This is a genomic window from Kineococcus auxinigenes, assembly GCF_050871525.1.
In the GTDB taxonomy this organism is placed as follows: Bacteria; Actinomycetota; Actinomycetes; order Actinomycetales; family Kineococcaceae; genus Kineococcus.
The window spans coordinates 42,497-50,365 of record NZ_JBKBCT010000022.1 but is presented as its reverse complement, the minus strand read 5'-3'; the positions used below and the strand labels follow the sequence as shown (position 1 = coordinate 50,365).

General features: G+C 74.5%; 7 protein-coding genes. 3 read left to right on the top strand and 4 right to left on the bottom strand.

The genetic code is table 11. The annotated features are described in order from the left end of the window. Positions 1–517 precede the first annotated feature (517 nt). Positions 518–1,804: an AAA family ATPase gene (locus tag ACRYR9_RS08700; RefSeq protein ID WP_432496164.1), complete on the bottom strand. Its 1,287-nt coding sequence runs from the start codon at positions 1,802–1,804 to the stop codon at positions 518–520. Continuing rightward, entirely contained in the window at positions 1,801–2,460 is a 660-nt protein-coding gene (locus ACRYR9_RS08695) for a hypothetical protein (protein ID WP_432496161.1), read from the bottom strand. Before ACRYR9_RS08695 ends, ACRYR9_RS08700 begins: the two co-directional genes overlap by 4 nt. A 247-nt stretch (positions 2,461–2,707) precedes the next feature. Here ACRYR9_RS08695 and ACRYR9_RS08690 point away from each other — a divergent pair, with 247 nt between their 5' ends. Beyond that, on the top strand, positions 2,708–2,935 hold the full coding sequence (locus ACRYR9_RS08690) for a helix-turn-helix domain-containing protein (protein ID WP_432496157.1): 228 nt from the start codon (positions 2,708–2,710) through the stop codon (positions 2,933–2,935). A gap of 36 nt (positions 2,936–2,971) precedes the next feature. Here ACRYR9_RS08690 and ACRYR9_RS08685 read toward each other — a convergent pair whose 3' ends face one another. Beyond that, complete coding sequence (locus ACRYR9_RS08685; protein ID WP_432496154.1) at positions 2,972–3,499, bottom strand: hypothetical protein; 528 nt, start codon at positions 3,497–3,499, stop codon at positions 2,972–2,974. Positions 3,500–3,681: 182 nt separating this feature from the next. Between ACRYR9_RS08685 and ACRYR9_RS08680 the strand changes: the two genes are divergently transcribed. Beyond that, a complete protein-coding gene (locus tag ACRYR9_RS08680; protein ID WP_432496151.1) occupies positions 3,682–4,470 on the top strand; it encodes a LysM peptidoglycan-binding domain-containing protein in 789 nt (262 codons plus the stop codon). Between the two features lie 56 nt (positions 4,471–4,526). Continuing rightward, a complete protein-coding gene (locus tag ACRYR9_RS08675) occupies positions 4,527–5,066 on the top strand; it encodes an Rv3235 family protein (RefSeq protein WP_432496148.1) in 540 nt (179 codons plus the stop codon). A gap of 78 nt (positions 5,067–5,144) precedes the next feature. Here the strand turns inward: ACRYR9_RS08675 and secA are convergent, their stop codons facing one another. Then, a complete protein-coding gene (secA, locus tag ACRYR9_RS08670) occupies positions 5,145–7,829 on the bottom strand; it encodes a preprotein translocase subunit SecA (RefSeq protein WP_432496145.1) in 2,685 nt (894 codons plus the stop codon). Positions 7,830–7,869 lie beyond the last annotated feature (40 nt).

Sequence of the window (7,869 nt, the reverse complement as noted above, 5' to 3'; positions counted from 1 at the left end):
CCAGGATCAAACTCTCCGTCGAAAAAACCATAAACACCCCACCAGCACAACGACCGGCAGACGCGTCAGGCAATTGACTTGCTTAGTTTGACCTCTGATCTCGAAACCCCCACCCCCCTGGCGAGGAGGATGGAGGAACAACACCAAAGGAATCCCCAACAACCCACCCACAACAGGTGAGCTGCCACGGGGTTGATTGATTTGGCATCAACACTTGGCACACTGTTGAGTTCTCAAGAACCGGACGCACCAGAACCAGCCACCCCCTACGGAAGCGGCCCAGTCACTGCGCTTGTCGGTGTCACCACCCTACCCCAGCCACCGGGTGGTCCCGGCCAGCCGAAGCGGGCAACCCCCACACCATCGACCCGTCACCAGACGCACTGAAGCACCCAGCGGAAGAATCATGGAAGAGGATCAACGCCCTACCACCTACCAGCGAGAACCGGCCGGTCGCCCGTCCGTTGCTCCCCGCTGCGCGGTGTGTCCACTACGTTAACGACACCCCACCACCGGGTCAAATCCCCGCCAGGTCGACCGGCACCTCCAGCAGGCTCGGCACCGGCACCGAGTCCTCCAGGCGCCGGGCCAGCTCCTGCAGGACCCGCCGGAGGGGGCTGCGCGGAACCACCTCGTGCAGGGTCCGGCCGGCGAGCAGGGCCTGGTCCGCAGCGGGGTCCTCCGGCAGCAGGACGAGGTCGTCGACACCGGTGAAGCGGTGGACGGCCGAGGCCACGCGCCGTGCGGCCGGTGCCCCGACGGCCGAGGCGCGCACCCGGCTCAGCACCGCCACCGCCGGGGTGCCGGGCGCCACGTCACCGACCCTCTGCCACGCGCGGATCCACCGCTGCAGACCCACGGGGTCCGCGGCGCCCACCACCAGCACGACGTCCGCGGCCTCCAGCGCGACCGCCGTCGCGGAGTCGCGGACCGCCTCACCGTCGTCCTCGTCCAGGCCGCCGGGCAGGTCCAGGACCAGCCACTCGGCGCTGCCGGCCGCCACCTCCAGGACGCGGCGCAACCCGACGGGCCGCACCTCCGACCACCGGCCCGGGTCGGGGGACCCCGTCAGCACGGCCAGGTCGGGCAGCACCAGGCTCGCGCACCGGTGCAGCGCCCGCGCGTCCAGGCGTCCCTCCGTGGCGGCACGCACCGCGGCGAGCAGCCCGGGAGCCTCGTCCAGCAGCCCCAGGAGCTGGGCGACGCAGGCGCCCCGGGTGTCGAGGTCCGCCAGGACCGTCCCAGCGCCGGCCGCGGCCAGCTCGGCGGCCAGGTTCACCGCCACGGTCGACCTGCCGGCCGAGCCGTGCGGGCCCCACACGGCGACGGTGCGGCCGACGCCTGCCGCTGCACCGCCGGGGGTCCAGGTGCCCTCCGGCGCCGGCGCACCCGTGGGCGCCGGATCGACGGGCGCGCCGCCCGACCGGCCCTCGGAGCGGACCGCCTCGGCGACCACGGCGGCCGCCCGGGCCAGCGCGGCGGGCTCGTCGCCGGCGGCGGCGAAGGAGCGCGCGCCGAACGCCCGCCACCGGTGCTCCAGCGCGGGGGCGGTCCCGCCGCCGGGCAGCAGGACCAGCAGCCCGGTCCCGTGACGGCGCAGGGCGTCGACCACCTCGGCGTCGGCACCCGGCAGGTCCGCCCCGAGCACCGCGACCCGGGCCAGTCCCGCAGCTGCCGCGGCCAGCACCTCGGTCAGGTCCGCGCAGCGGCGCACCACCACCACCTCACGGCGCAGCGGCTCCCAGCCGGCCACCAGGCGGGCCTCGTCCGGACCCGGGACCGCCACCAGGACCGGCAGGCTCACGAACCGCCCCCGGCCCCGCCCGGCAGCGGCACCAGGACCACGGCGGCCTCGACGGCCAGCGCGCTCAGCACGGAGGGCAGGACGCCCTGGGGCACCAGGACCTCCACGTCGGCACCCGCGGCCCCGGCCAGCGCAGCGGAGCGCTGCCGCACGGCGACCACCTCGACGGCCTCCGCCAGCTGCTCCGGTCGAGGCTGCGACGGCGCACCCGCGGAACCTGCCGGGGCGGCGTCCTGCGGCCACGAGACCCACACGTCCGCGAGCGCCCCGGTGCGCACGCCCTCCGGGAGGGCTCCCTGCATCGGCAGGCTGACCGCGCGTTCGGCGAGGTCGGCGGCGGGGGCGACGGCCGCGCGGGGCAGCAGCTCCCCCGCCGACAGCCCGCGCAGCGCCACCCACCCGGCGACCGGCGGTTCGGTGGCCGGCAGGTACGCCGAGGCCGTCGCCGCGTCGACCGAGACCTGGACGACGTGGAGCTCGGCCTCCCCCAGGGCGGTGCCGGCGCCGACCGGGCTCGACACCGCCCACACCCCGCTGGTGGCGCTCGCGGCCTGGACGGTGCGGGCACCGACGACCACGGACCCCAGGACCAGGGCGATGCCGACCAGGAGCCGTGGATCGCGCCACGTCGGCGCCTGCAGGCGACGCGCCCGCACGGGCGCGTCCGGAGCCTGCCCGCGCCGCCGAGCCGTCGGTGGAGCCGTCGCCGTCCGCACCCGCATCCCCCCAACCCGCGCCGGACCTCCCGGCCGCGTCGGGCACATGGTGACCGCACCGGCGCGGCCCTCCGCGCCGTCGTCCACAGGTCACCCGAACGGGCCTGCGGTCACGGGAGGGCGTGCGAGGATGCGCGTCGCCGCCGGTCACCGGCGGCGACCGCCCTGCACCCGAACAGGAGGCACCGTGCCCAGCCGTTTCCTCCCGCTCGCGGACGTCGCAGAGACGCTGGCGATCTCCGCCGCCCAGGCGTACGCCCTGGTGCGCAGCGGGGACCTGCCGGCCATCAAGGTCGGTGGCCGCGGGCAGTGGAGGGTGGAGGAGTCGCAGCTCGAGGCCTACATCGAGCGGATGTACGCCCAGACGCGCGAGAGCGTGCAGGCCGAGCAGGGGCACGGCGCGCCGCGCACCTGAGGACCGCCCGTCCGGTGGGCCGCGCGTCCCGCCGGCTCAGCTCGATTCGGTGACGTTCAGCAACGAGGCGAACGGCACCGTGACCACCGACTGATCGACCCCGGCGCGGACGAGCACGTCGACGTGGTCGGCCCCCACCCGGGCCAGGCGTCCGCGCACGTCCCCCGCCCGGGTGCGCACCAGCACCCCCTCACCCGCCGCCGCCAGCGCGCGCAGCGCCAGGAGCAGCGAGCGGCGCGCCACCACGGCACCGGGCGGCAGGCTGGCGGCCGAGAGGCCCCGCACGGCGCAGACCGCTGCCGTGGGCACCAGCACCTGGCGCCGGACCGGCGAGCCGGCCGACAGCAGCACCCACCCCGGACCCGCGGCGCGGACGCGCCCCTCCACCCAGCTGCCGTCGAGCAGCTGCAGGGAGAGCTCCCCGTCGGTGGCCAGGAGCCGGGCGAGCAGGTCCACCGAGGCGACGTCGTCGTCCCGCCTATCGGCCACCTCGGCGTCCCGCTCCAGCCGCCGGGCGTGGCTCAGCCGGGCGTCGAGGTCCTCGAAGAGGTCGTCCCAGCGCACCCCTGCACGCTACGGGTGCTCACACCCGGTCAGGTGCACACCGCCGAACGAGGGGTGTGCGTGCGCCGTGCTGGCCCTGAGGGCGATCTTGCCGGTAGACAAGTCGCACCAAACGACACCAAACGACACTCTCTCGGCTCAACAGCCATCAAGTGCAGTGTTCAACCACCGAGGAGGCCGCAGTGCTCGAACGGCACCCGGCAGCGGCCGGACGGACCGGCGCCGTCCTGGCCGTCGGCGCCGCGCTGGCGGCGCTGCCCGTGGGCGCGGCCGCGGGCGTGGGCGTGCTGAGCGCGCCGGCCGTCCGCTCGGCGTCGGCGGGCACCGCGAGCACCGCGGACCTGCTCACCGCCCTGTGCGGAACCGCCGCCTGCCTGCTGCTGCTCGCCCTGGCCGGCAGCGTGCTGCTGGCCGCGGTCGCCGAGGCCCGCGAGCGCTCCGCGGCCGCCCGGGGCCGGCGCGCGCCCGTGGTGCCGGCCGCGACCCGGGCGGCGCCAGCCCCGGTGCGCCGAGTCGTCGCGCTGGTCGTCGGGCTGGCGCTGGGCACCGGTGTGGCCTCCGCCGCCTCCGCCGCACCGCGCGGCCCCGAGGCCGGCTGGGCCGCAGCCGCCCCGCAGGAACCGGGCCCGGTGGTGCCGGCGGACCTGCCGGCCGACCTCGTGAGCCCCGGGTCCACCGGAGACGTCGACCCGGCGTGGGCGTCCCTGCCCGACCTCCTGCCCGCACCGCGCGGCGCACCGGTCCTGCCCCCCGCCGAACTGCCCGGCGGTGTCCGCCCGTCCGGAGCCGGCGCCGATCTCGTGGTCCAGCGCGGCGACAGCCTGTGGTCGCTGGCGCGCGAGCTGAGCGGCCCCGGCGCCCGCGACGCGGACGTCCTGCACGAGCTGCAGCGCCTGTACGCGGCCAACGCCGACGTGATCGGGGAGGACCCCGACGTGCTGCTGCCCGGTCAGGTGCTGCGCCTGCCCTGACCGGGCCCGCCCTTCCTTGCCCACCCCACCACCACCGACCTCGCCAGGAGGACCCCGTGCCCGCGACCGCGGCCCTGCTCGTCGACGCTCCCGCCCCCACCCGGCCGGCGGTCCACCGGATCCGCCGCTACCCCGTCCCTCTCGCCGCACCGCCCCTGGCGGGTGAGCCGGGCGCCGTGCTGTCGGTGCTGACGCACCTGAGCCCCGACCAGGGCGTCCTGGAGCTCGACCTGCCGCGGCGGCACCCGCGCTCGCCCGCACCGGCGGACCTGCCCGAGGTGGGCGGCTGGACGCGCGGCTACCTGGTGGTGCTCCTGGAGGTGCTCAGCGGTCACCGGCCGCCGCAGCAGCTGCTGCGCTGGTCGGCCGCCGACGTCTACACCGACGTCCAGCGCCGGGCGGTCCTGGCGGCGCGGCTGCGCGGCGCCGGACCCGGCCCGCGACCGCAGGTGCTGCGCGTGCTGCCCTGCGGCCTGGACGACGGGGCCGTGGAGGTCAGCGCGGTCGTCCGGGTGGGCGAGCGGGTGCGCGCGCTGGCGCTGCGCGTGGAACGCCGGCACGGGCGCTGGCGGGTCACCGCCCTCGAGGTCGGCTGACCGCGCTCCGACGCCCACCCCCCGCGACGCCGAGGGCCCGCTCCCGGAGCGGGGGCGGGCCCTCGGCGCGACGGGTGCTCAGTCGGTGGCGCGCTCGCGCTCGGCGGCGCGCCGCTGGGCGCGGTTGCCCGTGGGGGCGTCCGTGCTGGAGGAGTCGCCCGCGTGCACCTCGACGTCGCCCTCCGCCGTGGGAGCGGTGTACTGCAGCTGCCGCCTGGCGGGCTGCTCGAACCCCGGCGCCACCGCCGGCGCGCCCGCCTGAGGGGCCGGCTGCACCTTCAGGGAGAACAGGTACCCGACCGACTCCTCCTTGATGGCGTCGGTCATCGCCACGAACAACTGGTAGCCCTCGCGCTGGTACTCCACGAGCGGGTCGCGCTGGGCCATCGCCCGCAGGCCGATGCCCTCCTGCAGGTAGTCCATCTCGTACAGGTGCTCGCGCCACTTGCGGTCCAGCACCGACAGCACCACGCGGCGCTCCAGGTCGCGCAGCGCCGGGGCGCCGAGCTCCTCCTCGCGGGCGTCGTAGCAGGCCTGCGCGTCGGCGCGCATCTCCTCCAGCAGCCGCTCCACCGTGAGGTTGCCGCGACCACCGGCCGCCTCCACGACCTCCTGCGGGGTCACCGAGACCGGGTACAGGGTGCGCAGCGCCGCCCACAGGGCCTCGAGGTCCCAGTCCTCGCCGAAGCCCTTGCCGGTGCCCTGCACCACGTAGGCGGTGACGGTGTCGTCGATGAAGTGGCGGATCTGCTCGTGCAGGTCCTCGCCCTCGAGCACCTTGCGGCGCTCGGCGTAGATGACCTCGCGCTGGCGGTTGAGGACGTCGTCGTACTTCAGGACGTTCTTGCGGATCTCGAAGTTGCGGCCCTCGACCTGGCCCTGCGCGCTCTGGATGGCGCGCGAGACCATCTTCGACTCGATGGGGACGTCCTCCGGGATGCCGGTGCGGGTCAGGAAGGACTCCACCAGCGCCGCGTTGAACAGCCGCATGAGGTCGTCGGTCAGCGACAGGTAGAAGCGGGACTCACCGGGGTCGCCCTGACGGCCCGAGCGGCCGCGCAACTGGTTGTCGATGCGGCGCGACTCGTGCCGCTCGGTGCCCAGCACGTACAGCCCGCCGAGGTCGCGGACCTCGTCGTGCTCGGCCCGCACCGACTCCTGCGCCTGCTTCAGCACGTCCGGCCAGGCCGCCTCGTACTCCTCCGGCGACTCGTCCGGGTCGAGGCCGCGCTCCTTCATGGCCGCCACGGCCAGGAACTCCGCGTTGCCGCCGAGCATGATGTCGGTGCCGCGGCCGGCCATGTTCGTGGCGACGGTGACCGCGCCCTTGCGGCCCGCCTGGGCGACGATCGACGCCTCGCGGTCGTGCTGCTTGGCGTTCAGGACGGTGTGCTGGACGCCCGCCTCGCTCAGCTGGGAGGAGAGGTACTCGCTCTTCTCCACGCTGGTCGTGCCGACCAGGACGGGCTGGCCCGTGGCGTGGTGCTCGGCGATGTCCTCCACGACCGCGGCGAACTTGGCCTTCTCGTTCTTGTAGACCAGGTCCGGCTGGTCCACGCGGATCGCCGGCCGGTTCGTGGGGATCGACACCACGCCCAGCTTGTAGATCTGCTGGAACTCGGCGGCCTCGGTCATCGCGGTGCCGGTCATCCCGGAGAGCTTCTCGTACATGCGGAAGAAGTTCTGCAGGGTGATCGTGGCCAGCGTCTGGTTCTCGTTCTGGATGGGCACGCCCTCCTTGGCCTCGATGGCCTGGTGCATGCCCTCGTTGTACCGGCGCCCGGCCAGGATGCGGCCGGTGTGCTCGTCGACGATGAGGACCTCGCCCTTGGGCGAGACGACGTAGTCCTTGTCGCGCTTGAAGAGCTCCTTGGCCTTCACGGCGTTGTTGAGGTAGCCGATGAGGGGGGTGTTGACGCTCTCGTAGAGGTTGTCGATGCCGAGCAGGTCCTCGACCTTCTCGATGCCGGACTCGAGGATGCCGATCGTGCGCTTCTTCTCGTCGACCTCGTAGTCGACCTCGATCTTCAGCTGGCGGACGATCTTGGCGAACTCGCTGTACCACTTCGTCGGCTGGTCGGCCGGGCCCGAGATGATCAGCGGGGTGCGCGCCTCGTCGATGAGGATGGAGTCGACCTCGTCGACGATGGCGAAGTGGTGCCCGCGCTGCACCATCTCGGAGCTGTTCCAGGCCATGTTGTCGCGCAGGTAGTCGAAGCCGAACTCGTTGTTCGTGCCGTAGGTGATGTCGGCGGCGTAGGCGGCCCGGCGCTCCTCCGGGCGCATGCGCGAGAGGATGCAGGAGCTGGTCATCCCCAGGAAGCGGTAGACGCGCCCCATGAGCTCGCTCTGGTACTCGGCGAGGAAGTCGTTGACCGTGATGACGTGCACGCCCTCGCCGGTGAGGGCGTTGAGGTAGGCGGGCAGCGTCGCCACGAGGGTCTTGCCCTCGCCGGTGCGCATCTCGGCGATGTTGCCCTGGTGCAGGGCGGCGCCACCCATGAGCTGCACGTCGAAGTGGCGCTGGCCCAGCGTGCGGCGGGCGGCCTCGCGCACCACCGCGAACGCCTCCGGCAGCAGCTCGTCGAGGGTCGCCCCGCCGGCCAGGCGCTCCTTGAAGCGGTCGGTCTCCCCGCGCAGCTCGGCGTCGGACATGGCGGTGAAGTCGTCCTCGAGCGCGTTGACCTGCCCCGCGATGCGGTGCAGACGCTTGACGACGCGGCCCTCGCCGGCGCGGAGGACCTTCTCGACGATGGCTGGCACGGGAGCAGTCTAGCGACGGCGGGCCACCGCGGAGCGCACG